22 protein-coding genes are annotated in these 21,810 nt (G+C 46.2%); 9 read left to right on the forward strand and 13 right to left on the reverse strand.

The genetic code is table 11. From position 1 onward, the window contains the following. Window positions 1-15: 15 nt before the first annotated feature. From VPNCDNU1_RS18380 to VPNCDNU1_RS18390, 3 genes are read right to left on the reverse strand one after another with little or no spacing between them, the layout of a single operon-like run. Window positions 16-1,185: a dihydrodipicolinate synthase family protein gene (locus tag VPNCDNU1_RS18380; RefSeq protein WP_104401669.1), complete on the reverse strand. Its 1,170-nt coding sequence runs from the start codon at window positions 1,183-1,185 to the stop codon at window positions 16-18. Window positions 1,186-1,196: 11 nt separating this feature from the next. Further along, window positions 1,197-1,964, reverse strand: a complete 768-nt coding sequence (locus tag VPNCDNU1_RS18385; protein ID WP_104401670.1) for a 3-ketoacyl-ACP reductase — start codon at window positions 1,962-1,964, stop codon at window positions 1,197-1,199. Beyond that, window positions 1,961-3,121 carry an acyl-CoA dehydrogenase family protein gene (locus VPNCDNU1_RS18390; protein ID WP_104401671.1) on the reverse strand — a complete coding sequence of 387 codons (1,161 nt, stop codon included), beginning with the start codon at window positions 3,119-3,121 and terminating at the stop codon, window positions 1,961-1,963. The genes VPNCDNU1_RS18385 and VPNCDNU1_RS18390 overlap by 4 nt, the downstream gene beginning before the upstream one ends. 163 nt (window positions 3,122-3,284) lie before the next feature. Here VPNCDNU1_RS18390 and VPNCDNU1_RS18395 point away from each other — a divergent pair, with 163 nt between their 5' ends. The 7 genes from VPNCDNU1_RS18395 to VPNCDNU1_RS18425 all read left to right on the forward strand — a co-directional run bounded on the left by VPNCDNU1_RS18395 (window position 3,285) and on the right by VPNCDNU1_RS18425 (window position 11,382). Further along, the gene (locus tag VPNCDNU1_RS18395; RefSeq protein ID WP_237324167.1) at window positions 3,285-4,778 is read left to right on the forward strand and encodes an aldehyde dehydrogenase family protein; all 1,494 of its coding nucleotides are present in this window, start codon (window positions 3,285-3,287) and stop codon (window positions 4,776-4,778) included. Between the two features lie 78 nt (window positions 4,779-4,856). After that, window positions 4,857-5,606: an electron transfer flavoprotein subunit beta/FixA family protein gene (locus VPNCDNU1_RS18400; RefSeq protein WP_104401673.1), complete on the forward strand. Its 750-nt coding sequence runs from the start codon at window positions 4,857-4,859 to the stop codon at window positions 5,604-5,606. Between the two features lie 9 nt (window positions 5,607-5,615). Then, the gene (locus VPNCDNU1_RS18405; RefSeq protein ID WP_104401674.1) at window positions 5,616-6,548 is read left to right on the forward strand and encodes an electron transfer flavoprotein subunit alpha/FixB family protein; all 933 of its coding nucleotides are present in this window, start codon (window positions 5,616-5,618) and stop codon (window positions 6,546-6,548) included. Window positions 6,549-6,712: 164 nt separating this feature from the next. Beyond that, window positions 6,713-7,828, forward strand: a complete 1,116-nt coding sequence (locus VPNCDNU1_RS18410) for a sugar ABC transporter substrate-binding protein (protein ID WP_104401675.1) — start codon at window positions 6,713-6,715, stop codon at window positions 7,826-7,828. Between the two features lie 56 nt (window positions 7,829-7,884). Then, entirely contained in the window at window positions 7,885-8,847 is a 963-nt protein-coding gene (locus VPNCDNU1_RS18415; protein WP_104401676.1) for an ABC transporter permease, read from the forward strand. A 9-nt stretch (window positions 8,848-8,856) separates the two neighbouring features. Further along, on the forward strand, window positions 8,857-10,359 hold the full coding sequence (locus VPNCDNU1_RS18420; RefSeq protein ID WP_104401677.1) for a sugar ABC transporter ATP-binding protein: 1,503 nt from the start codon (window positions 8,857-8,859) through the stop codon (window positions 10,357-10,359). A gap of 9 nt (window positions 10,360-10,368) precedes the next feature. Continuing rightward, entirely contained in the window at window positions 10,369-11,382 is a 1,014-nt protein-coding gene (locus VPNCDNU1_RS18425) for an ABC transporter permease (protein ID WP_237324168.1), read from the forward strand. Window positions 11,383-11,444: 62 nt separating this feature from the next. On the opposite strand, the gene VPNCDNU1_RS18430 is transcribed toward VPNCDNU1_RS18425, so the two are convergent. Then, window positions 11,445-11,954 (reverse strand): GNAT family N-acetyltransferase, encoded by a 510-nt coding sequence (locus tag VPNCDNU1_RS18430; protein WP_104401678.1) that lies wholly within the window; start codon window positions 11,952-11,954, stop codon window positions 11,445-11,447. A 162-nt stretch (window positions 11,955-12,116) separates the two neighbouring features. On the opposite strand from VPNCDNU1_RS18430, the gene VPNCDNU1_RS18435 reads away from it, so the two are divergent. Beyond that, entirely contained in the window at window positions 12,117-12,626 is a 510-nt protein-coding gene (locus VPNCDNU1_RS18435; protein WP_104401679.1) for a MerR family transcriptional regulator, read from the forward strand. Here VPNCDNU1_RS18435 and VPNCDNU1_RS18440 read toward each other — a convergent pair. The 5 genes from VPNCDNU1_RS18440 to VPNCDNU1_RS18460 all read right to left on the reverse strand — a co-directional run bounded on the left by VPNCDNU1_RS18440 (window position 12,623) and on the right by VPNCDNU1_RS18460 (window position 17,178). After that, on the reverse strand, window positions 12,623-13,618 hold the full coding sequence (locus tag VPNCDNU1_RS18440; RefSeq protein ID WP_104401680.1) for an AraC family transcriptional regulator: 996 nt from the start codon (window positions 13,616-13,618) through the stop codon (window positions 12,623-12,625). The genes VPNCDNU1_RS18435 and VPNCDNU1_RS18440 overlap by 4 nt on opposite strands. A 32-nt stretch (window positions 13,619-13,650) precedes the next feature. Continuing rightward, entirely contained in the window at window positions 13,651-14,430 is a 780-nt protein-coding gene (locus VPNCDNU1_RS18445; protein ID WP_104401681.1) for an SDR family NAD(P)-dependent oxidoreductase, read from the reverse strand. 191 nt (window positions 14,431-14,621) lie between these two features. Then, window positions 14,622-15,305, reverse strand: a complete 684-nt coding sequence (locus VPNCDNU1_RS18450; RefSeq protein WP_174715156.1) for a 3-oxoacid CoA-transferase subunit B — start codon at window positions 15,303-15,305, stop codon at window positions 14,622-14,624. Continuing rightward, window positions 15,302-15,961, reverse strand: a complete 660-nt coding sequence (locus VPNCDNU1_RS18455; protein WP_104401683.1) for a CoA transferase subunit A — start codon at window positions 15,959-15,961, stop codon at window positions 15,302-15,304. Before VPNCDNU1_RS18455 ends, VPNCDNU1_RS18450 begins: the two co-directional genes overlap by 4 nt. Before the next feature lie 5 nt (window positions 15,962-15,966). After that, window positions 15,967-17,178 carry an acetyl-CoA C-acetyltransferase gene (locus tag VPNCDNU1_RS18460; RefSeq protein ID WP_104401684.1) on the reverse strand — a complete coding sequence of 404 codons (1,212 nt, stop codon included), beginning with the start codon at window positions 17,176-17,178 and terminating at the stop codon, window positions 15,967-15,969. A 223-nt stretch (window positions 17,179-17,401) separates the two neighbouring features. On the opposite strand from VPNCDNU1_RS18460, the gene VPNCDNU1_RS18465 reads away from it, so the two are divergent. Continuing rightward, complete coding sequence (locus VPNCDNU1_RS18465; protein ID WP_104401685.1) at window positions 17,402-18,553, forward strand: winged helix-turn-helix domain-containing protein; 1,152 nt, start codon at window positions 17,402-17,404, stop codon at window positions 18,551-18,553. A gap of 21 nt (window positions 18,554-18,574) precedes the next feature. On the opposite strand, the gene VPNCDNU1_RS18470 is transcribed toward VPNCDNU1_RS18465, so the two are convergent. From VPNCDNU1_RS18470 to VPNCDNU1_RS18485, 4 genes are all read right to left on the reverse strand, one after another. Further along, window positions 18,575-19,456: a LysR family transcriptional regulator gene (locus tag VPNCDNU1_RS18470; RefSeq protein ID WP_104401686.1), complete on the reverse strand. Its 882-nt coding sequence runs from the start codon at window positions 19,454-19,456 to the stop codon at window positions 18,575-18,577. A 133-nt stretch (window positions 19,457-19,589) separates the two neighbouring features. Continuing rightward, on the reverse strand, window positions 19,590-19,877 hold the full coding sequence (locus tag VPNCDNU1_RS18475; protein ID WP_145959467.1) for a hypothetical protein: 288 nt from the start codon (window positions 19,875-19,877) through the stop codon (window positions 19,590-19,592). Between the two features lie 236 nt (window positions 19,878-20,113). Next, window positions 20,114-20,728 carry a maleylacetoacetate isomerase gene (maiA, locus tag VPNCDNU1_RS18480; protein ID WP_104401688.1) on the reverse strand — a complete coding sequence of 205 codons (615 nt, stop codon included), beginning with the start codon at window positions 20,726-20,728 and terminating at the stop codon, window positions 20,114-20,116. A 31-nt stretch (window positions 20,729-20,759) separates the two neighbouring features. Next, on the reverse strand, window positions 20,760-21,746 hold the full coding sequence (locus VPNCDNU1_RS18485; protein ID WP_104401689.1) for a fumarylacetoacetate hydrolase family protein: 987 nt from the start codon (window positions 21,744-21,746) through the stop codon (window positions 20,760-20,762). Window positions 21,747-21,810 lie beyond the last annotated feature (64 nt).

Consider the following 21,810-nt stretch of genomic DNA (forward strand, 5'->3'; position numbering starts at 1 on the left):
TACAATTTAAGAATTTTAATTCGCTACGCCATACATAGTCAGAAAACGTTTCATTCTGTCAGCTGCGAAATCTGGATCTCGTAGCAACCCAGCTTGATCAGCAAGTTTGAATAGTTCCGCGAAATAGGTGATGGGGCGCATAGACTGAGCACCACCGACCATAACAAAGTGATCTTGAAACCCATTGAGGTAGGCTAAAAACACTACTCCCGTTTTGTAGAAACGCGTGGGTGCACTGAATATCAATCGAGATAGCGGTACGGTTGGTTCAAGGATATTTAAAAACGCTGCTTTGTTACCTTTGCCCAACTCCGTCAATGCAAGTGCAGCGGCTGGTGCGATGGCATCAAATATTCCAAGCAGAGCGTGAGAATAGTGGGTGCTATCACCGGCAATCAGTTCTGGGTAATTGAAATCGTCACCCGTGTACATTTTCACATCAGCAGGGAGTCGTTTACGCAATTGAATCTCTTTATCTGCATCCAAGAGCGAAATCTTGATGCCATCGATTTTGCTCTGATTTTCGTGAATCAAGGTAACGACAGTGTCCATCGCAGTATCGATATTCTTGGTTCCCCAATACCCAGAAAGCAGCGGATCAAACATATCGCCGAGCCAATGGAGAATCACGGGGTGTTCTACATCTTGAAGTACGCTTTGATAGACATTGAGGTAGTCTTGCTCATTATTGGCAGCTTTCGCTAGAGCGCGGCTTGCCATTAAAATGAGCTTACCGCCAGCCGATTGAATGGCGTCGATTTGGACTCGATATGCTGCGATCACGTCATCCAAAGAATAGTGTTGATTGTCATTAAGCTGGTCGGTACCACTGCCATGATAAATCAGAGCGTTTGGTAGATCAGATGCCGCCGCTTGAGTGTGACGAATCAGCGCTAACGCATCATCCCAAGTGAGCCCCATTCCGCGTTGTGCCGTATCCATTGCTTCTGCGATGCCAAACCCCATCGACATGAGATAATGGCGATACGCGAGTGTTTTATCCCAATCTAACGAAGCGCGTCCCGAAGGGTCGGACGTGGTGAGTGGGTTAGCTACAACATGCGCAGCCGAAAAGGCGATGCGATTAAAAATGGTGGCATTAATGGCGCTTTCATCCAGAGTTTTTCCAACCACCTGATACTTACTTAGCTTCTGCCGCGCATCAGGTAAAATTACATGTGTCATAAAAATTCCCTTTAAAATCGGCTGATCAGCATGCCTGCGTCAACCGAAATAGATTGTCCTGTCGTGTAGGGTAATTGCCCTGTTGCCAATGAAGTAACGACTTGTCCTACCTCTTCAGGCAACCCGATTCGAGGCAGAAGGGTAAACCCATTTTCGACTCGTTCTCGATACAGGTGCATGGAGGGCGCGGTCATTTCGGTTTCAATTAGCCCTGGCTGAACGTCGTACACAGCAATGTTTTCTCGCCCCAGCCGAACCGCAAATAGATTTGAAACCATTGAAGCAGCGGCTTTGGATACGCAATACTCGGACCGATTTTCGCTCGCCGCTTTGGCGTTGGAAGAGGTGATATTGATGATCGAAACTGGAAGATCATTGATGGGATTAGCAAGACGTCGTTTGGCGAACGCTTGAGACAGAAAAAACATCGCCTTGGTGTTGATGTTTTGACATCGGTCGTAGCTGTTTGGAGTCACGTCCAATATGTCACCGCGGCTTTGTACCGAAACGCCGGCATTGTTGACCAAGGTGGAAATACTGCCTAGATTGGCTTCAATATCCCTAATCCAACCAGTATGAGAGGCGATATCCGCCACATCTCCACAAAGAATCTGGTGTGGCTGGCTAATCTGCTCTAATTCAGCCAATGTTTCTCGCAGGGCAGGACTGTCTTCTTTATCGTTAATTGCAACGCGATACTCTGATTTTGCTAAAGACAGGGCAATGGCTTTACCTATGCCCCGAGCACTGCCCGTGACAAAAGCGACAGGAGCACTCATGATTCCGCTCCATTTTTCAAAAGCTCGCGAGCAATAATGGTGCGTTGGATCTGATTCGTCCCTTCATAGATTTGTGTGATCTTGGCATCTCGATACAATCGCTCGGCTTCAACCCCGCGGATAAAACCGCCACCGCCATGAATTTGAGCCGCGTTAGCCGATTGAGCAACCGCCGTATCGCCGGCATAACATTTGGCGATGGAGCACGCTTTTGTGGCGGGCTTGCCTGCGTCTAACAACATGGCAGCCTGATGAACCAGTGCTCTTGCCGCCGCTATCTCTTTCGCCATATCTGCCATCATCCATTGCAAACCTTGGTTATGGCTGATGGGATTGCCAAATTGTTTGCGTGTCTGAGAAAACTCAACAGATGCTTCTAGCCCCGCTTGAGCAATGCCCGTAGCTAGAGCAGCAATGCCTACGCGTCCTTTATCCAGTGCGCTCATCATCATGTAGAATCCGCGGTTTTCCTCTCCGAGTAAGGCACTTTCTTCTAGCTGTACATCATCAAAAAGTAGCGAGCCGACTTGCGAGGCGCGTTGCCCCATTTTTTCTTCCTTAGGTGCTTTGCTTACCCCTTCCAATGTGCAATCAACGATGAAGATGCTCATACCGCGGTGACCGGCGTCTAAATCTGTTCGTGCCAATACAAAGGCATAATCTGCAACTGGTGCGTTGTGGATCCAAATTTTCTCGCCACTTAACTGCCAGCCTTGTTCTGTCTTGGTGGCGGTGGTGCGAATATTAGAGACATCGGAACCCGCTTCGGCTTCCGTTATGCAGTACGCTACAAACTTTTCCGCCGTTAATATTTGCGGAAAAAGTCGATTTTGTTGTTCTTGATGACCGTATTTGCTGAGCAAGAAGGTGATCAGTTCAACCAGACCGCATTGATCCGCGATTGAAGCATAGCCCCGAGACAATTCTTCCATCACGATGGCATAACTCAGCGTGTCTAAACCGATGCCTCCGTGTTCTTCTGGGGCAGTGATGCCCAATAAGCCAAGTTCACCCATTTGATGGTAAATATCACGTGGGAATGTGGAGTCCTTATCTAGCTGTTCTGCCCTTGGCCTTATTACTTCTTGCGCAAACCGGCGGGTGGTTTGCTTAATGTCTTCATAGACGTCTAAAGGTAATTGTGGGGTCACTAACATTTTTCACTCTCCTTGTAACTATATGGTTACTTATAATGAAATCTTGTGCTAAGGTCAAATATAAATCGGTTAAAAAATAACTGATAATGACAGGTTAATCACTAATGGTTTGATTAAATGTTGTTATAAAACAACGATATAATTTAATGAGTGAGAGTGGGATATGGCAGTTCTTAGTTTACCAAAGGAAGTAACACACTATCAGATGTTAATAAATGGCGAGTGGACTATAGGCTCGTCGAGCAGCGAATTTGAAAGAAAAAGCCCTGGGCATGGCGTGGCGGTTTCAGTGTATCCACGAGGAACAAAACAGGATGTATTCAACGCTGTCGTTGCCGCTCGCAATGCATTCGATGATGGCGCGTGGTCTCGCTGCTCTGGTGCAGAAAGAGCCGATAAACTTTCAGAAGTTGCTCGCCTGATTAAAGTGAACCAAGAAAAGCTGGCTTACCAAGAAACTCTGGAAACAGGCAAGCCAATTTCACAGAGCCGTGGTGAAGTTATGGGTGCTGCGGGTTTTTGGGATTATGCGGCTGGACAAGCCAGAGCCCTTGAAGGGGAAAGTTTTAACCAGCAGGGTGAAGACATCCTTGGCTTGGTATTACGTGAACCCATTGGTGTGGTTGGGCTGATCACTCCGTGGAACTTTCCATTCTTTATTCTTTGCGAACGCTTACCATTCATTTTGGCATCGGGTTGCAGTGTGGTCATAAAGCCCAGTGAGCTCACCGCAGGCACAACCTTGATGTTAGGTAAATTAATTGAGCAGGCGGGGATTCCAAAAGGGGTCGTGAACATGATTACCGGTCCAGGTTCGGAGCTTGGTAACGCCATGAGCCATCACGAAGATATCGATATGATCTCTTTCACTGGTTCAACTCAAGTAGGAAAAAGCGTGCTGGATGGTTCTAAGGTTAATATGAAAAAAGTTGGGCTAGAGCTTGGAGGAAAAAACCCTCATGTGGTGTTTGCCGACGCGGATTTGGATGAAGCGGCAGATGGTGTCGCGTTTGCACAATGTTTTAACGCTGGCCAATGCTGTGTGGGTGGAAGCCGACTTCTTGTGGATTCTTCGATTGCAGACGAATTTATCTCTCGTCTAAAAACACGACTATCCAAAGTAAAGATAGGGGATCCTTTGGATGAAGATACTCAAGTGGGCTCAATGATCGATCCAACGCATTTTGGCAAAGTAAATGAGTATCTCGAAAGCGGTACGAAACAAGGGGCGACATGCGAATACGATTTTGGTGTGTGTACTGAGGTGCCGGAAAATGGCTTGTATTTCTCTCCTAAGATTTTCCGTGATGTTCCCCCTGAAGCGGATATTGCTTCTGAAGAAATCTTTGGTCCTATCTTAACGGTTAGCGAGTTTGATGGGTATGACGACGCTTTGAAGCAAGCTAACGATTCGATATACGGATTATCTGCCAGTATCTGGACGAAGAACTTAAGCACAGCAACCAAAGCAATGCGTGATATTCAAGCGGGAAGAGTGTGGGTCAACACCACAATAACCGGTGGTCCTGATATGCCCATTGGTGGCATGAAGCAGTCTGGTTTGGGAAGAGAAACAGGCAAATACGGCATTGATGAGTACACCGAAGTGAAGTCAGTTCACGTGTTTACGGGTCAGCGCGATATGTGGGTGTCGTAATTCCCTGAATTTATGAAGAGGCGGAGTACCGCCTTTTTCAGATATTGAAATAACTAATTAGTTACTTGAGGTTGAAGTATGAAGGTATTGGTTCCGGTAAAAAGAGTGGTGGACCACAACGTTCGAGTTCGGGTTAACGATTCGAATACTGGTATTGAATTAAACAACGTGAAAATGGCCATGAACCCCTTTGATGAAATAGCGGTGGAAGCGGCTATTGCACTGAAAGAGCAAGGCAAGGTGAAAGAGGTCACCGCGATATCTGTTGGTGGTAAAGAGTGCGAAAGCGAACTGCGCCACGCAATGGCAATGGGCGCGGATAATGCTGTATTGATTAAGTGTGAACAACCAGCAGAACCGTTAGCTGTGGCAAAACTATTGGCTGCTTATTGTCAGGAAAGCGCTTGTGAACTGGTCATTATGGGAAAGCAGGCGATTGATGATGATTGCAACCAAACAGGGCAAATGTTGGCGGCGTTAATGAATTGCTCTCAGGCAACGTTTGCATCCGAAATAGAAATAGAGGGTAAGGATATAAAAGTAACACGTGAAGTGGACGGCGGCTTGCATACTGTGGCGTTTGAAGCGCCCGGCATTATCACGACAGATTTACGCTTGAATACCCCTCGCTTTGTGAGTTTACCTAACTTGATGAAAGCGAAACGCAAAACAGTGGAATACAAAACAGCCGAAGAATATGGGGTGGACTTATCGCCAAAATTGGAAGTGCTTTCTGTTACGTCGCCTCCAAAACGAAGCGGTGGGCAAATGCTCGATAGTGTTTCTGAACTGGTAGATAAACTGAAATCGCATAAAGCCGTTTGGTAAGGAGTCAAAATGAAACTACTAGTGATTGGTGAATATGCCAACGACAAACTCAGCGATGCAACGGCAAAAGTGGTCAGTGCCGCTTCATCGATTGCCGAAGATATTCATGTTTTGCTGACGAAAAACGATTCAGCCATAACTGAACAGGCGGCTGCTATCGAAGGGGTAAGTAAAGTGCTTACTTGGGAAGTCGCTTCTCATCAAGCAGAAAGCCTTGCCCCTGTGATTTCAGAGATCGCACAACACTATGATGCGGTGTGGGTATCGAGTTCGAGTTTCGGCAAAGATCTATTGCCCCGTATTGCCGCGCTTTTGGATGTGATGCAAGTTTCGGATGTGGTGGAAGTGGTCGACAGCAAGACATTTGTTCGCCCTATTTATGCAGGAAATGCGCTGCAAACTGTGCGAAGTCATGATGAGAAACAGCTTTGTACCATTCGAGCTTCCAGCTTTAAGGCTGCTCAGATCGGCAATACGCCAAATGCACAGATCGAAAGCATTCAAAAAGAGCAACCGCAACCCCAAACCAAGCATATTGGAACAAGGCTGAACCAGAGTGAACGGCCGGAATTGACCTCAGCAGAAACTGTTGTGTCGGGCGGTCGTGGGATTGGGTCTGAAGGAGCGTTTCAGCTAATATTAATGCAGTTTGCCGACGAATTAGGCGCTGCTGTTGGTGCCTCCCGTGCTGCGGTGGATTCTGGATTTGCCCCTAATGACTGGCAAGTTGGCCAAACAGGAAAAATCGTTGCGCCAGATTTCTATTTTGCTATTGGCCTATCAGGGGCTATTCAACATATCGCAGGCATGAAAGATTCGGGGGTCATCATAGCGATAAATAAAGACCCAGAAGCGCCTATTTTTGAAGTGGCAGATTACGGGCTATGCGGAGATCTATTTGAGATCTTGCCGCAATTGAAAGCAGAGCTGAAGGCTGTATAAATTCGGGCAATGTTACTGAGTATAAACATCACATTTGTACATAAAATCACCATATTTTCCTTGAGAGGTCAAATGGTGTGTGTTAAAAGTATGTAACTAGATGGTTACATATAATTAAAATCATCTACACTTGATCAAAAGCGTATCTAAAGAAGGATTTTGTTATGTCATTCATCAAGACATTCCTAGAAAAGGAAACCATATCGAGACGCAATTTTATCATCGGCAGTGCCTATGGTATGGGCGGTCTAGCGGCGGCATCCACCTTTGGTGCTGGTTCGGTTCTTGCCGCTGGGCAAAAAACAGCGCCTGTTTTAGCGTGGGGGTATCGAACGCCTGATAACCCATACTGGAACACCATAGTCTCTGGCGGTAAAGCGTTTGCTGAGTCATTGGGTATGGACTTAACCCATATCATCCATGGCGGAAACAACGAGAAAGTGCTGGCGGATACAAAGTCACTGTTGTCTTTGACCAAAGGTCGCTTGGCGCTTGCAGTCGATGCTAACGATTCCCCCAATGCACGATCTGTCGTTCAAGCATGTAAAGACGCGAACGGTTTTGTTAGTACTATTTGGAACAAAACCGATGATCTTCATCCTTGGGACTTTGGCGATAACTACGTTTGCCACATTAGTTGGTCCGACTATGAGCCATCACAAAAGATTGCCAAGATTTTGCTGGATGCAATTGACGGCAAAGGCGGAATTGTAGGGATTGGCGGTATTGCCTCCAATGTTCCTGCGATTGAGCGAAAAGCCGGCTTGCTAAAAGCGTTGGAAGGCTACCCAGATGTTGAGCTTCTTGATTGGCAAGCGGCAGATTGGAGTACATCTAAAGCGGTCGATGTGATGGGCACCATGCTGACACGATTTGGTGATGATATTAAGGGAGTGTTCTCCTCTAACGACAGCATGACGCTTGGTATTTTAGAAGCCCTTCGAGCAGAAGGACTTGCTGGTGAAATTCCAATTGTTTCCTTTGACGGAACGGCTGACGTGGTTAAGTTGGTGATCGATGGCGAAGTGCTTTGTACGGTCAGCACTAACCCATATTGGGCTGGTGGTATTGCGTTATCTTTGGCTTATCACGCCGCTATTGGTACGTACAAGCCTTCTGAAGAGCCAAAAGCGCACCGAGAGTTTTATGGTCCTGCTGTAATCATCACACAGAAAGATGCCAAACAATGGTACGAGGAAAACGTCGCCAATATTCCGACCTACAATTGGGAAGACTACTTCTCTCTTTCTAGCGGTCTTATTCAATACCGTACGTTTTAATTACTGATATTTCATGGGGTGTGAAAGCACCCCAAATAAGAACATAAGGAAGTGATATGTCATTGAACATCAGTAAGTCTACTCTACAACGTTGGGCGCCTGTTTTGGTGCTTTTAGTGTTGTGTCTGATACTTACCACCATTAATTCTAATTTCTTTTCTGTTCGCAATTTTGCACGTATTGCTACGGCATCTGCCGCTCCGCTTATGGTCGCGATCGGAGTGACCTTCATCATTCTTATGGGTTCAATTGACTTGTCAATGGAAGGAATAGTGGCATTCAGCGGTGCCATGCTCGCCATCACGATTAGTTATTTAGGCGGGTTTGAATCTTGGGGTTGGCTTGCAGTGCCAATCGCCCTGTTGATTGGTGCCGTACTTGGCTTAATTAATGGGTTATTGCATGTGATGCTCCGAATTCCTTCTTTTCTAGCCAGTTTAGGAATGGGGTTTACCTGCATTGGTTTAACCATGTTTCTGACAGATGGGAACCGCATTCAAGCAAAAGATACCGTGTTTCGTATGTTGTTGACTGAGCGATTCTGGGGTTTCCCTCTCATGGTATACGCAGCGCTCGCTGCACTAGTAGGGGCGTGGTTCATTCAAAATCATACGTCATTAGGAAGGCATTTCTACGCCATCGGTGGTGGAGAAGAATTAGCACATGCATCCGGTGTAAAAGTAAACCGAGTCCGAGTTTTAGGGTTTGCTTTAGCAGGAGTATTTTTTGCGGCAGGAGCAATTTTTGCGGTGGCACGAATTGGCTCGGTAGCCAGTAACCTCGGTGACGGTTACATGTTTATTGCCATTACCTCGGTGGTTGTTGGAGGTACAGCACTTACAGGGGGTGTCGGAGGTGTTTGGCAAAGCTTGATTGGCGTCCTTATTGTGAACGTGATTAACAATGGCATGGTATTAGTCGGTTTTCCCACTTACATCCAACAGGGTGTACTTGGCCTAATGGTGATTCTTGCTGTTGCGCTAGCCACTAACCGCCACCTAACACAGCTCGTCAAATAGGAGTTTCTGATGTTGCAGTTTGTAGACGTAGATAAAACCTTCCCTGGCGTGCATGCCCTGAAAAAGATCAACTTCGAGATCCACCCCGGAGAAGTAGTTGGGTTAGTTGGCGAAAACGGTGCAGGAAAATCCACCTTGATGAAGGTGATCTATGGTGCTTATCAGCACGATGGTGGGCAAGTTTTGATTGACGGTCAACCCGTCAAATTTGAAAACCCAAGACAGGCAATGACACAAGGGATCGGAATGGTATTCCAAGAGCAATCTCTGATTCTCAACTTGAGTGTGATGGAGAATTTGTTCCTTGGGTTTGAAGACCAATTCAAGACCTTTGGCATTTTAAATTGGAAAGCGATGGCAGAAGCCGCTCGCGTTCAGCTTAAAAAAGTGAAGCTGGATATAGATCCGAGCGTGATGACTTCAAGCCTTTCTTTTACCCAAAGGCAACTTGTGGAACTGGCGAAAGTATTGGCGTTGGAAGAGCGCGTAGATGGTGACTTGGTGATCTTGCTTGACGAACCAACGTCGGTTTTGCCAAGAAAAGAGATCGAACTCCTATTCGCTTTGGTCCGAGAGTTAACCTCACGAGCATCTTTTGTTTTTGTGTCTCACCGAATGGACGAGGTGATCGAGCTTTCCGATCGCGTGTATGTGATGAAAGACGGTGAGGTTGTGGAGCAGTTAACGCGAGAAGAATGTGACATAAAGAACATTCAACGCAAAATGGTTGGGCGAGATGTCGACCAAGAATATTACCGAGAAAACAAGCAAAAACCTTACGACAGCCATACGCCGCTGTTAAAGACCAGCCAGCTATCAAAAAGCCAAGCTTATCAGGATATTAACTTTGAGTTGCATGCTGGTGAAGTGCTGTGTCTAGTCGGTACAGAAGGCTGTGGCAGTGAAGCCGTGATGAGAACACTGTTTGGTTTAGAACGACAAGATGCCGGTGAAGTATTGATTTCCAATGCCGAAAAAAGTGCAGATAGCGTTACGCAGGCAGTGAATGCAGGTATGGGTTACATTCCAAGAGAACGCAAAATAGAAGGCATTGTCGGGGGTATGTCGGTATTTGAAAACATCACACTACCAGACATGCACCACTACGCTAAGTCTGGCGTATTGGACGTGCCAAGAGAACGTGAAGTAGCAAAAAAATGGGTATCCGCTTTATCAATCAAAACGCCGACGATAGATACGCTTTGCTCTCGATTGTCGGGTGGAAATCAACAGAAAGTGGTGTTGTCGAAATGGCGAAACAGCGGCGCAAAGATCATATTGCTTGATCACCCAACTCGTGGATTGGATATCGGTGCTAAGGAAGATGTCTACGAAATGGTGCGAGCGCTTTGTGATGATGGTTGTGGCGTGATTCTGATTGCCGATACCTTGGAAGAGGCCATCGGGTTATCTCATACGTTGTTGGTGATGAAAGATGGTCAAATTACTCAGCGCTATGACAGCGCTGATGGAAAGCCAGATCAACAAGCATTGCTATTTTATATGGTTTAAGGAAAACGGATGTCTAGAACGAAAGTAATGTTGTCTGATAGACAGGGAAAGGAGCCAGCACAAAACATGTGGAAATCACTTAAAGATACAGGAAAATTGTCTGCTTATTTTCCTTTGATTACCTTGTTGATTCTTGTCTTGCTGGTCAGTTTGTACGATTCAAACTTTATTCGTATCCAGAATTTGTTGCAGCTCACCCAAGACATTTCAACGCTGTTTGTCATGGCTCTGGGAATGACCTTTGTTATATACATCGGTGGTATTGACCTGTCTTCCCAGTCTGTAGCCAGTATGACGACGGTAATCGTTACGCTTCTTTTGCCTACCTTCGGTGCAGGAGCGGCGTTAGCGGCTGTCGCTGTGGGGGGATTGTTTGGTTTTATTTCTGGTTGGGTTCACGTTCGGTTTCGCATTGCCTCTTTTATTGCAACCCTCGCGATTGGTGGAATAGCCTATTCTACAGGGCAAGTGGTATCAGGTCAGCGTTCGGGCTATATGGATGCCGCAACGAGGAACGACAGCTTCGGTTGGATTGTCGGTAACACCGCAGGGATCCCACATGAAATTCTGGTCGCAGGAGTGTTGCTTTTGGTCTGTTTACTGATTGAAAAGCGCACCATTCTTGGTCGCAGTTTTAAAGCAGTTGGTGCTGGTGAATTAGCTGCGGTTGCCAGTGGGTTGCGAGTGAATCGAATTAAGATTGCGGCTTTCGCCCTTTCGGGAGCACTCGCAGCGTTTGCCGGAGTTATGCTGGCGGCGCGATTATCAGGAGGCTCACCAACCATGGCCGATCAATTTTTACTGCCAGCACTGGTCGCGGTTTTGATCGGAGGGACACCGCTTACAGGTGGTGTTGGTGGTGTTTTAAATACCTTGATAGGCGCAATGATCGTAGCAGTTGTGCGAACCAGCATGACTTACCTTCATGTTCCTGCTCAAGCACAACAGATCTTCTTTGGTTTGGTACTAATCATCGCAATAGCTTTAACTATCGATAGAAGCAAAATTGATATACTGAAGTAATGGAACCTTAGATTCTTATTATAATAATTTATCAGGAAGGGACGTTCTTCCTGATTATTATTTTAATTCAGTGGTTTAGAGAGCTCTACATCATTAAGCACAACACCATTTAGCCTTTCTTTGTTCTGCTTTCCCGTTTCGACAAAGCCGTGTTTTCGGTAGAATTTCAAGGCTGAAATGTTTGTATCCAATGACCACAGTGTTATCTGATTCACCTTGTTACCAGTCAATCTCGACTTGCACTCAGACAGCAATTTTGTACCAATGCCTTTGTTGAAGTGATTTGGCAAAAGGTAGATGGAACTGATCTCTATACTTTGAGAAGAAAGGTCTGGCTGAATTTTTTCGAAAGAGATAAAACCAATCACTTTTTGATTTTCCTCGGCGACCAGTAAACTGGCGAGGCTTTCATTGATAACGTTTGTCCACAGTTTGGTTCGGCGTTCTATGGTTTGCGAGAGAATGTAATCTTCGGGTATGAGCCCACTGTAGGTTACTTGCCAAGAGGTGACGTGTATTTCAGCGATGCTTGGAACATCTTCTAGGTTGGCTTCCCGTATGGTTATCTTCACTTACCGCTATCTCCTTGAAATATTACGAATCCTTATCAAATTGATATTACTGAAAATGACGGCTACTTGTTTATCTATTTTGTTTCAAATGTTTTGATGCTTGACCCGACTATAAGATCAGTGTTCAAAATAAGTACCATGAGATATTGAAAAGGGCAGGATATGTTGACGGTGACACAGCTGGCACGAGAGTTTGGTATCTCGCGCGCCACGATTTTGTATTACGAACGAGAAGGGCTGCTTTCGCCTGCCAATCGCACGGATAATGGATATCGGTGGTATGGCACAAAGGAAATCGAACGTTTAAAAGCGGTGACATCTTATCGTTCTTATGGTTTGCCAGTATCCAGTATTCGAGAGTTACTCGATCAGAAAGGTAAATCTCAAACGCAAATCCTAAAAGAGCACTTTTCGCAACTCGAAAAGGAAATTCAGACCTTAAGAAACCAGCAAAAAGCCATTGTTACGCTACTGCAGGAACCAGAAATGCTGAATGAGCAAGCAGTGACGAAAGAACGGTGGGTGCAGATTATGGAAGCCACAGGGTTTAATAAAAGTGACATGGTCACGTGGCATCAAAAGTTTGAAGAAATGGAACCGAGTGAGCATCATAAGTTTTTGCAGTCACTCGGTATCGATGACGAGGAAATACAGCGAATTCGTGACCTTTAATGATACTGCTCGCGATAGCTTCCCGGCGATACACCTTTCCAGGTGGTGAATGCGCGAATAAAGGAATTGGCTTCCTGAAAACCCAGTAAGAACGAGATCTCACCCAATGACATCTGGGATTTCTCCAAATAGTGATCCGCCAGTTCAGCACGAACCGACTGCAATACCGACTGGTAGCTTTCCGCCTCGGCGGTCAGTTTTCGCTGTAAAGTGCGTTTACTCATCGCCAGTTTTTCTGCGACAGTTTCAATGGCGCTGTTGCCGGCGGGCAAAGACTCCATCAACACTGCTTTAACGCGTTCAGCGGTGGTGGCAGTTGAATCCAGATCGATCAGTTTCTGGTTCAGGCTGGACTCAAAAAATGCCCACATGGCGGCGTTGGAAGTTATAAAAGGTTTCAGCCCATCTTCGGCTGAAAACTGAACTTGCACCTGTTCACCTTGAGCAAGCTTGCAACCAAAATACTCTTCATATTCCTGAACGCTTGGCGGCAGCTTGGGTAGAATGACCTTGGTGGGTTGCACTCGTTCACGAGTGGCTAACCTTGTGAGTTGAGTGAAAAACACCACTTCAGTTAACGCTAATGATTCTGGTAAAGCGCCAACGTGCCCATAACAACTGATGTTCAGGGTAGTGTGGGATTTTGAGAAATCCAGATCCAGAATCATGGGACCAATCAATGGCTTGTATTGCTGGATGCGTTTCAAAGCGGTATTAAGGTTTGGACTGCATATGGAGGCAAAAAGCGGTGGATCGAACGCCTCCACAGACAAGTACTTGGCAATAAGAAGAGGAAATGCTCTTTCGCCTGCCGCTTTGGCTAACCCTTCCCAGAGCTGGAAGTACTCCAGTGGCGTCAGTGTTGCGTTTGGGCGACTGAAAAGGTCCGCAGGTAAGCCCGAATACGCCAGCACTGTGGCAACGTCAATGCCCATGTCAGTAACCAGTACCTTCCAGGAAGGAGATACAACGAACTTGCTCGCTCTTTTCATTGGTTGTTTTCTCTTTTATTGATGGTGTTGTATTAAGCAGTCTTTTCCATGGTTTTACGCGATAGCTTCAATACTGTTTTACGTGGCAAAAATGGGGTGATCCAATTTAGCATAAACTTAAGCCCCCCCTCATTAAATGCCACTAGTTCACCTTTTTCCATCGCGGTGTAACCACATTCCGCGACTGAACGAGGTGACTTAGCATTCTTGAATACGTCCACACCTTCAAGATCTCCCGCCGCAACAAAACCAGTTGCAACTGGACCTGGGCAAAGCGCGGTTATGGTAACTTGGGTGTCTGCAAGTTCTTCGGCTAACGCTTGCGAGAACGACGTCACGAAGGCTTTTGTTGCGTAATAGACCGCCTGAAGTGGTCCGGGAATAAAGGATGCAGTGGAAGAAACGTTCAGGATTTGCCCTTTGTTACGCTCTACCATGCCTTTTAGGTACAGATGACTGAGGTTCATCAGTGTGGTGATGTTGACCTGAACCATCGCTTGTTCAGCCGTGAGATCTCGCTCATGGAAAAGTCCGTGACCACCAAAACCGGCGTTGTTGATTAAGGTATCGATCTGCAACCCCAGAGATTCTGTCTGCTCAAAAACCTTGTTAGCAGCATCTGGTTGAGACAGGTCTTCGGCAATCACATGCACCTCAACTTTGTGGTTCTGTTTGAGTTCAGAGGCGAGGTTTTCTAGTTTGTCTTTGGAGCGAGCCACCAAAACGACATTGCCACCTTTTTCCGCGTGAATTTTCGCGAACTCTAAACCGATACCGCCAGATGCGCCTGTGATAAGTGCTGTGTTTGCCATGATGCGTTCCCTAAGTTGAATACGATGAATGTTGGTGTAGTTCCAAGTTACCTCAAGACGCTAAGTGCTGCTTCTTCAGGTGACTTGGGTATATCTTAGCCATTCCAATCGCGCCACTCACTAGCGAAAGGCGACAACTCACTAGCAAATGGCGCAACTTAGACATGAAATGATGAAATTGAAGGAGAGAGCTAAAGGGTTGTAGGTTCGCTATTCATTAACTTTATTGATGCAGAGGGGATTAGTGGTGCGTCGGTTTTATTCTGGACATCTTCAAAGTTAATACCTTCTGCAATTTCAGTCATCGTAATACCTTGGGAGGTGACTTCAAATACGCCTAATTCCGTCACAATCAAATTTACCTGATTGACCGCGGTGAGCGGTAATGTGCAGTTTTTGAGTATTTTAGGTTTTCCCTTGGCGGTATGTTCCATCGCAATGATGACTTTCTTGGCCCCGACGACTAAATCCATCGCGCCGCCCATGCCTGGAACCATTTTCCCCGGCACGATCCAGTTAGCAAGGTTGCCTTGCTGGTCAACTTCCAGAGCACCTAACACGGTGGCATCGACGTGACCGCCACGAATAATCGCGAAGGAATCGGCGCTATTGAAATAGCATGCGCCATTGATCGCGGTGATTGACTGAGCACCCGCATTGACTAAATCAGGATCAACGTTGGTGTCGTTAGCCATTTCCCCTATACCAAGAAGCCCGTTTTCTGCTTGAAGCAATACCTCTATGTCATCACTGACTTCGTTTGCTACTAATGTGGGAAGGCCGATACCTAGGTTTACCACATCCCCATCGGCAAACTCTTGTGCGACGCGCTTGGCTATGCGTTGTCTTATCTCGGCTTTGGTCAAACGGGTCATGATAGAGATCCTTTCTGGTAGATGTGGTCGACATATAAGCTTGGGGTGTGGATGGCTTCTGGTTGGATTTCGCCGACATCGACGATCTCTATCGCTTCAACAATTACGGTCTCGGCAGCAGTTGCCATAATGGGGTTAAAGTTCTGAGTGGTTTTGTTGTAAAACACATTGCCTTTCTTATCGACTTTTGAACCCCGAATCAGCGCGAGATCAGCTTTTAGCGGCTTTTCCAGCAGGAAAGGGACATCATCAATCACAACGGTTTGCTTCCCTTCTGCTACTATGGTGCCCAAGCCTGTAGGGGTAAGCACACCGCCTAAGCCCGCACCACCTGCACGAATGCGTTCAGCCAATGTGCCTTGCGGAACTAGCTCCACATCCAGCTCACCTGCATTCATTTGAGCGCCCGTTTCGGGGTTTAACCCAATGTGTGAAGCGTAAAGTTTTTTTACACGCTTCTCGGCAATTAATCGGCTCACACCGTGTTCGGGGTAAGCGGTGTCGGTGCTGATTAATGTGATGTCTTTAATGTCATTTTCAATCAATAAATCAATTAACCCCTCCGGTGCGCCAGTCGACATAAAACCGCCAATCATAATCGTCATGTCATCTTTTAGGAGAGAGGCAACGCCTGCTTTTTCTATTTTTTTCTTCATGATAGCTATGCCTCAATGCGCTTTAAAATGACAGCGGTCCCCATGCCACCGCCAATACACAAAGACGCCAAGCCAATGTTTGCCTTGGAGCGATTGAGCTCGTAGACCAGCGTAGTCACTACTCGGTTGCCGGAAGCTCCAATTGGGTGCCCTAGCGCAATTGCACCACCGTTAGCATTACTGCGTTCAAGAATCCAATCTTGGGATACATTGTGTTGCTCGCTAAGCTGCTTGATCACACCAAGAGATTGCGCGGCAAACGCTTCGTTAAGCTCAAAACAGTCAACTTGGTTAAGGCTCATATGCGCTTTCTTAAGCGTGTTGGCAATGGCATTGACTGGACCAAGCCCCATGATTTCTGGCTCAATGCCTGCTTGACCATATTCAACAAGCTCAGCTAATGGTGTGAGCCCCAATTGCTTAACGGCAGTTTCACTCGCCAGTAATATTGCGGACGCTCCGTCGTTGATGCCAGACGCGTTACCAGCGGTGACAGAACCGGATTTGCTAAAGGCAGGGCGCAGTGCTTGCAGTTGTTCTAATGTGCAGTCGCGTTTGGGGAATTCATCTTGTGCAACAACAATGTCTTTGCGGCGTGTAGTTACGGTTATCGGTGCGATTTCTTGTTCAAATCTGCCTTCATCCTGAGCGCGAACGGCTTTATGTTGGCTCTGGAGTGCGTATTGGTCTTGCTGTTCGCGAGAAAGGTTCAGCTTCTCGACAATGTTTTCCGCGGTGATGCCCATAGGGTATTGGTGGAACGCATCCGTGAGCCCGTCATGCATGATGGTATCCACCATGGTTTGATTGCCTATTCTGTGCCCACGGCGGTTATCACCAGAAACAACAAACCCAGCGTTAGACATGCTTTCCATACCACAGGTCATGACGACTTGTGCGTCGCCTGCTCGGATGTGGCTGGCTGCATCGGTAATTGCCTTCATTCCACTGCCGCAAATCATATTAAGCGTGTAAGCGGGTACAGACGAAGGTATGCCTGCCTTAATGGAAGCCTGCCTGCCCGGTCCCATTCCACTTCCGGCGGAAAGCACGTTGCCGACGATCACCTCATCGATATTCTCGGGAGCGATATTGGATTGCGTGATAGCGGCTTTGATCGCATGAGCACCAAGCTCCACCGCGCTGAGTGGCGACAGACTACCATTGAAATTTCCAATAGGAGTACGTTTTGCTGCAACGATATAAATAGCTTCCATCTGCTTACTCTTATTCCTGAATACATAAATCTCAGTGTATGAAAGAACGGACTGGAGGTGTTATAAGCAGAAATTCAAAGCCACTTTGCATATTTGCAAAGTGAAGTACCAAAGTAGGATGTGACAAGGCAGAATATCTTTTTTCAAAATTGAGGAGTAATGAGTTGAAAGGGATTCGAACAAATGCAGAGCATGGGGAAATTAAGAATGGAGCGTGCGCTTTATGATGTCATTGTCCCAATCTCAAGCCCGAAAACTAGCGCTACTTTCTCAAGGGTTGCCGCCCAAGTCCCCTAAGTCTCACTCCACGTCACACACATTAAACGTGATTGAGCAGCTTGGTTACATTCAGATAGATACCATTTCAGTGGTACAGCGGGCGCATCACCATGTTTTATGGAGTCGCAACCCCAAATACCAACCTGATCATCTTGAAAAGCTTGTCGCTGAAAATAAAGTGTTGGAGTACTGGTCGCACGCCGCCTCTTTTCTTCCTATGAAGAATTTTCGTTACACCTTACCTCGTAAAATAGCCATCAAATCTGGCCAACAAGAGCATTGGTACAAGAAAGATCCCAAGCTAATGAATCACGTTATGAAACGTATTGAGGAAGAGGGACCACTACTCGCTAAAGATTTTGACTCAAAAGGCAAAAAAATTAATGGCTGGGGAACGAAACCTGCCAAACGTGCTTTGGAATACCTGTTTATGCAGGGAGATTTGATGATCCCTGAACGTCGCGGTTTCCAGAAAGTGTACGACTTAACCGAGCGTGTACTGACGCCGGAAATCGATACCTCTGTGCCTACCTCGCAAGATCATGCGCAATTTTTGGTACTCTGCTATTTGAGAGCGCATGGGCTTGGAACGCTTACTGAAATGATCTATTTGCTCAAAGATGTGAAAGCCAATGTGACTCAAGCACTCCGTGATTTATGCGATGAAGGCACAATTGTTGAAGTAGAAGTTCAAGGGAATGGTTACTGGGCGCTTTCGGAATCTTTGTCTTTATTGGATACACGCCTGAATCGTAAACGAGCAAAAATTCTTTCACCGTTTGATAACCTTCTTATTCAAAGAAAGCGAGCCAGTGCATTCTTCAATTTTGATTACTTAATCGAATGTTATGTGCCTGAAGCAAAACGCCAATTTGGCTACTTTTGTTTGCCCATTTTATGGAATGGTGAATTAGTCGCAAGGGCGGATTGTAAGGTGGATAAAGGCACCTCTACGTTGAATGTGAGCCATTTATTTATAGAGGCTTCACTGAGAAAGAAATCGGAATTCTTAGAGGCATTAGAACAAGAACTCATGGATTTCAGTGTATTTAATCAGTGTGAAAAGTATGAAATCCTTAAGATCTCTGAGCGCTGACCACTGCTCGCTCTATGTGCATTATTCCAGCAAGAATGTCTTAAACTGCTTCGCTGCAGGAGAGGCTTTATTTTGTGGCTGGTAGAACAAGTTGAGGCTCCACAAACTTGTGTCGTATTCACTTAAAAGTTGGATGAGCTGTTGGTTTTCAAGGGGATTTTTTACAATGAATTCGGGCAGATAGGCAATTCCTGCCCCTTTTAATGCTCCTTGGAGAAGCAAGTCACTGTCGTTCACTTCTAGTGATTTAGGTACTTTCACAATTAGAGTTTCGTCGTCCTTCTTGAATATCCAATCGTTACTGCCCGTTAAAGTGGTCGCGAATAAGCATTGGTGCAAGGTGATGTCGGTAGGAGTCTCTGGTTTACCGTTTTGTGCAAGATACTCTGGTGAGGCAACGGCGACAAAGGGTTCAGAAATCAGCTCTCGGCGAACTAGGTGGACGTCTCGGTCTCGATAACCTTGGTAATGAGCGTTGGCACTGATGATCAAATCGGCTCTGTCGGAATGGTCGAGCGCCCATGGTGTCACCGTAAGATTGAATGTGACTTTAGGGTGAGATTTCATGTAATCAGAAATCTTGTCCATCAGAAAATTATTGGCATACGCGGGGGTACAAGCGATGTTAATGTGCCCGTTATTCTCGCTTTGAAATCCTTCTAGTTTTCGGCGTATTTGGTCGCTGCTATCCACTATCGGAGCAAACTCATCAAACAGGGTTTGCCCTGCAGGCGTTGGGGTAAGAAGCCGGTTAGAGCGGTGGCAAAGCGTCATACCAAAATGCTGCTCCAATTCTTGCAACCAACGGCTACCTGCTGAAACAGAAAGTTCAAACTCCCTTGCCGCAGCTGAAATAGAGCCCGTTCGAATCACCGAAACAAAAAACGCCATTTTATCGAGCATATCCATCCTTGTTTACTTTTCTTACTCAATGGACTTTAAACGAAACCAAAATATCTTCGCTGAGAATGGACTGAAAGTGTGAGTTTGAATGGAAAACCGCCCTGCGGTGCAGGGCTGGCTAGATGCGCTAGTATCAATCAGAAATAGAGTCGCATGTCACTAAAAGTGACTTCTTACCCTTTTGCAGGGTTATGTGAGATCCCATTGAATCTGTTGCACTATCTCTAATAGAGCTTCGGATGCGAGTCGTTTCCTCTCCCCTGACAATGATAGTGTCAAATGCACTAACGAAAGGTTTAGATACTGAATGTTCAACGATAACCGCACTTGCTAATAGTATTTCAATAGCCGGATCAGAGAATATGGTGACTTTCGCTTCTTGATAATTTGGAGTGAGAGACACTGGTTTGGCTACAATCATCTTTCCTTCATTTTCTAAATAGCCATCGTTTAGTAACGCGCAGCTAACCTGTGATGCAAAAACAGTCGAAGAGGTAAAATTTGCCAATAGAATAAAAAGTGATGAGATGTAACTGATTTTCATGGCGTTTCAAAAGTAAGCCTACGGTGAGCGTCACTCTAATTCAAAAACAGCACGGCTTTTGGTTGGTCGTGCTGTTTTGCGATCGGTGTTAGCTTGTTCTTCGATATCAGAATTTACTTAGGGCTGGCGTCTGAGAAGGCAGATAACGCTAGGCAGTTGCTTTCAATTTCGACCAGCCTAGGATATGGCGCGAGGTCGAATTCGAAGCGGCGAGCGTTGAATACCTGGGGAACCAAAAAGATATCGGCAAGAGTAGGGCTATCGCCACAACAAAATGCGTTGTCTGATTTAGATAGCTTCTTCTCTAATCCTTCAAAACCTTGCTGCAACCAGTGGTGATACCAAGCAAGCTTTTCTTCCTCACTTTGCGCTAATTCGCCGGTTAAATGCTTTAACACTCGAAGATTGTTAAGTGGATGCATGTCGCAGGCGACATCGTAGGCTAGGGCACGACACTGTGCCCGTTTTATTGGGTGCTCGGGTAATAAGGGCAGCTCTGGGTATAGTTCATCGAGGTATTCGATGATCGCGAGCGACTGAGTAATAATGTCTCCTTGCGTTTCCAAAGAAGGCACCAAGCCAGCGGAATTCACTTCAAGGTATTCTGCACTGTTTTGGTCGCCATCCAGCAATGAAACAGGAATAGACTCGTAGTCTACCCCTTTTAAGTTCAAAGCAATTCTTACTCGATAAGCCGCAGTAGAACGGACGTAATCGTATAATTTCATTAGCACTTCCTATAAGCCACTTAACCCATACTTAATCTAATTGATATTGAGTAACCGTTTGGTCGATCTTGCCAAACAAAGAGTTACCTTCTTTATCAAACATCTCAATTTCCACTCTATCGCCGTAGGTCATAAACGGCGTTAAAGGTTCACCAGAGTCGATAATTTCAAGCATGCGCTTTTCGGCCAAGCAGCATGAACCTTTACTGCGATCGATGTTGGAAACTGTGCCCGAGCCAATAATGGTCCCTGCTGCGAGGTGGCGACTTTTTGCTACGTGCGCGACCAACTGGTTGAAGTTAAATGTCATGTCGACGCCTGCTTCTGGCGATCCAAACTTTTCCCCATTGAGATGAACATGAAGCGGAAGGTGAACTTTACCGTCATTCCAAGAGGCATCCAGTTCATCTGGTGTGATTGCTACGGGAGAAAACGCAGAAGCCGGTTTTGATTGGAAGAAACCAAAACCTTTGGCTAATTCGCCTGGAATAAGGTTACGTAATGAAACGTCATTGACCAGCATCAGCAGTTTGATGTGTTGCTCTGCGTTTTCTGGCTGTGTACTCATTGGAACATCACCAGTAATAACGGCAATTTCACCTTCAAAATCACAGCCCCATTTGTCGTCTGTCAGTTCGATATCATCTCTCGGTCCTAAGAACCCATCGGACATGCCTTGGTACATTAGAGGATCGGTCCAGAAGCTTTCGGGCATGGTTGCTCCCCTTGCTTTTCGAACCAGTTCAACGTGATTCACGTAGGCGCTGCCGTCTGCCCACTGGAAAGCGCGAGGAAGAGGTGAAGCGCAATCTTCAGGATTGAATGGGAAGGTAGTATTCACGTTTCCAGCGTTTAACGCTTGGTAGCGTACCTCGAGTTGCTCAGATGTATCTGCCCAATTATCCAACGCGTGCTGGAGCGTTGGAGCGATGTCGGTCGCTAACGTTGCTTGAGATAGATCGCGCGAAACGACGATAAGATCGCCGTCTCTTCCATGCTTGAGTGATGCGAGTTTCATCCAGTGTTCTCCTCTAATTTCTTATGAGTATTTTTGAAATCTTACAGTCCAATACAAGTGATTT

This window comes from Vibrio penaeicida, from assembly GCF_002933855.1.
Lineage (GTDB): Bacteria > Pseudomonadota > Gammaproteobacteria > Enterobacterales > Vibrionaceae > Vibrio > Vibrio penaeicida_A.

Excerpts from the sequence above, each read along its gene's own strand:
- VPNCDNU1_RS18435 (WP_104401679.1), top strand. The coding sequence starts at position 12,117 with ATGTTGACGGTGACACAGCTGGCACGAGAGTTTGGTATCTCGCGCGCC.
- VPNCDNU1_RS18395 (WP_237324167.1), top strand. The coding sequence starts at position 3,285 with ATGGCAGTTCTTAGTTTACCAAAGGAAGTAACACACTATCAGATGTTA.
- VPNCDNU1_RS18455 (WP_104401683.1), bottom strand. The coding sequence starts at position 15,961 with ATGAAGAAAAAAATAGAAAAAGCAGGCGTTGCCTCTCTCCTAAAAGAT.
- VPNCDNU1_RS18405 (WP_104401674.1), top strand. The coding sequence starts at position 5,616 with ATGAAACTACTAGTGATTGGTGAATATGCCAACGACAAACTCAGCGAT.
- VPNCDNU1_RS18445 (WP_104401681.1), bottom strand. The coding sequence starts at position 14,430 with ATGGCAAACACAGCACTTATCACAGGCGCATCTGGCGGTATCGGTTTA.
- VPNCDNU1_RS18410 (WP_104401675.1), top strand. The coding sequence starts at position 6,713 with ATGTCATTCATCAAGACATTCCTAGAAAAGGAAACCATATCGAGACGC.
- VPNCDNU1_RS18380 (WP_104401669.1), bottom strand. The coding sequence starts at position 1,185 with ATGACACATGTAATTTTACCTGATGCGCGGCAGAAGCTAAGTAAGTAT.
- VPNCDNU1_RS18420 (WP_104401677.1), top strand. The coding sequence starts at position 8,857 with ATGTTGCAGTTTGTAGACGTAGATAAAACCTTCCCTGGCGTGCATGCC.
- VPNCDNU1_RS18470 (WP_104401686.1), bottom strand. The coding sequence starts at position 19,456 with ATGCTCGATAAAATGGCGTTTTTTGTTTCGGTGATTCGAACGGGCTCT.
- maiA (WP_104401688.1), bottom strand. The coding sequence starts at position 20,728 with ATGAAATTATACGATTACGTCCGTTCTACTGCGGCTTATCGAGTAAGA.
- VPNCDNU1_RS18460 (WP_104401684.1), bottom strand. The coding sequence starts at position 17,178 with ATGGAAGCTATTTATATCGTTGCAGCAAAACGTACTCCTATTGGAAAT.
- VPNCDNU1_RS18475 (WP_145959467.1), bottom strand. The coding sequence starts at position 19,877 with ATGATTGTAGCCAAACCAGTGTCTCTCACTCCAAATTATCAAGAAGCG.
- VPNCDNU1_RS18440 (WP_104401680.1), bottom strand. The coding sequence starts at position 13,618 with ATGAAAAGAGCGAGCAAGTTCGTTGTATCTCCTTCCTGGAAGGTACTG.
- VPNCDNU1_RS18450 (WP_174715156.1), bottom strand. The coding sequence starts at position 15,305 with ATGACCCGTTTGACCAAAGCCGAGATAAGACAACGCATAGCCAAGCGC.
- VPNCDNU1_RS18390 (WP_104401671.1), bottom strand. The coding sequence starts at position 3,121 with ATGTTAGTGACCCCACAATTACCTTTAGACGTCTATGAAGACATTAAG.
- VPNCDNU1_RS18400 (WP_104401673.1), top strand. The coding sequence starts at position 4,857 with ATGAAGGTATTGGTTCCGGTAAAAAGAGTGGTGGACCACAACGTTCGA.
- VPNCDNU1_RS18385 (WP_104401670.1), bottom strand. The coding sequence starts at position 1,964 with ATGAGTGCTCCTGTCGCTTTTGTCACGGGCAGTGCTCGGGGCATAGGT.
- VPNCDNU1_RS18485 (WP_104401689.1), bottom strand. The coding sequence starts at position 21,746 with ATGAAACTCGCATCACTCAAGCATGGAAGAGACGGCGATCTTATCGTC.
- VPNCDNU1_RS18415 (WP_104401676.1), top strand. The coding sequence starts at position 7,885 with ATGTCATTGAACATCAGTAAGTCTACTCTACAACGTTGGGCGCCTGTT.
- VPNCDNU1_RS18425 (WP_237324168.1), top strand. The coding sequence starts at position 10,369 with ATGTCTAGAACGAAAGTAATGTTGTCTGATAGACAGGGAAAGGAGCCA.
- VPNCDNU1_RS18465 (WP_104401685.1), top strand. The coding sequence starts at position 17,402 with ATGATGTCATTGTCCCAATCTCAAGCCCGAAAACTAGCGCTACTTTCT.